Origin of the sequence: Arcticibacter svalbardensis MN12-7, from assembly GCF_000403135.1 — a bacterium.
In the GTDB taxonomy this organism is placed as follows: Bacteria; Bacteroidota; Bacteroidia; order Sphingobacteriales; family Sphingobacteriaceae; genus Arcticibacter; species Arcticibacter svalbardensis.
This window is the reverse complement of sequence record NZ_AQPN01000074.1, coordinates 1-1,440: the sequence shown is the minus strand read 5'-3', so window position 1 is coordinate 1,440 and position 1,440 is coordinate 1. Positions and strand designations below refer to the sequence as shown.

Genomic DNA, 1,440 nt, shown 5'->3' with positions numbered 1-1,440 from the left:
TGGGAAATGTCCTGATGCTGGGCCTTGCATCACGTATTGACAAATATGCCAGTGCGGTAAGGAAAAAGGGGAGTCTTTTTAGCACTGCTCCAGCAATTGTTTTAGGTGAGCGGATAGCATTCAAGAGCTAAAAAGTATAGTTTGGTGCAGGTTATTTTAACATCATAGTATATTATATGTTTAAAAAGATATAGTTATGTGTATATAAACTCCTTTAGTCACAGTTTATGAAAATAATGCTAGATATTAAAGACAGTAAAGCAGCTTTTGTTATGGAGCTGTTTAGCAGCTTGCCTTTTGTGAAGGTTAAGCCGCTATCTGATGAGAAAGCTGTTTTAGTTAACGAAATTAGGGAAGCAGTTGAAGATCTTAAATTAGTGCGCCAGGGTACACTAAAAGCATGTCCTGCAAGAGACCTTATCAATGAGTTATAAGATGACGCCGTTTACCTGTTAACAATTTATGATAAATCCGAAAAACCAAGTTTGACACTTGCTGAATTAGCAGATCTGTTAAAACAAGTTCCAGATTAAACCTAAAAACCTAAGTTCGATTCAAAAGAACTTAAATTAACATCTCTCGCATTACTATTTTACGAATGTAAAAGCTTAATCAAAAAAAATAATAGTGATAAGTTAGTGGGACTTTACAAAACTAACAGCCAATAGATTAGTTATAATTTGACACCTATTAAAAGCATTACATTACCATGAATGAAAAGAATAAAATAACCCGACGCAAAGTAATTAGCGGGTTGGGGGCTGGTATAGCTGCGGTTGCAGTAGCACCAGCCTTTGGATCAGAAAAATCAGTCTTTGTCGCATCTGCACCCATACCTCAACTACAAGATCCAACTACTAAGTTTCCGAAACCGCCCTTTGATGGTCAGTCTCAACCATGGCCAGGTTTAGCAAGTAAAATGGTTCCTCGTCCCGATCATGGTGAAACCAGCTATAAAGGATCGGGTCGTTTAGCAGGCCGCAAAGCATTGATTACAGGAGGAGACTCCGGAATGGGAAGGGCAGCTGCTATCGCCTATGCACGCGAAGGTGCAGATGTTGCCATCAATTATCTTCCTGCTGAGGAGCCGGATGCCCGTGAGGTGATTGCCTTAATTAAGGCTGAAGGCCGGAAGGCAGTTGCTATTCCAGGGGATCTTCGTGATGAGGCATTTTGTAAACGACTGGTTGAAGAGGCCCTGCGTGGTCTTGGTGGTTTAGATATTATCGTAAATAATGCCGGTCGGCAACAAACTCATGCTTCGATTCTGGATATTTCAACTGAACAGTTTGACTGGACGATGAAGACGAATATCTATGCTCCTTTTTGGATCATTAAAGCAGCTCTTCCTCATTTACAACCTGGTTCTGTTATTATTGGAACCACATCAGAGCAAGCTACCGATCCATCAGAAGATCTCTATGATTATGCGCAGACAAA

The 1,440-nt window shown here is 40.4% G+C and carries 2 protein-coding genes; both read left to right on the top strand.

Annotated features, from left to right (window positions below):
• The first annotated feature begins 227 nt into the window (after positions 1-227).
• A complete protein-coding gene (locus ADIARSV_RS09045; protein WP_040299617.1) occupies positions 228-434 on the top strand; it encodes a hypothetical protein in 207 nt (68 codons plus the stop codon).
• Between the two features lie 275 nt (positions 435-709).
• The coding region (locus tag ADIARSV_RS09040; protein ID WP_040299619.1) for an SDR family NAD(P)-dependent oxidoreductase at positions 710-1,440 on the top strand (731 nt) is incomplete at its 3' end.

Coding starts and splice junctions, on each gene's coding strand:
- ADIARSV_RS09045 (WP_040299617.1), top strand. CDS start 228: ATGAAAATAATGCTAGATATTAAAGACAGTAAAGCAGCTTTTGTTATG.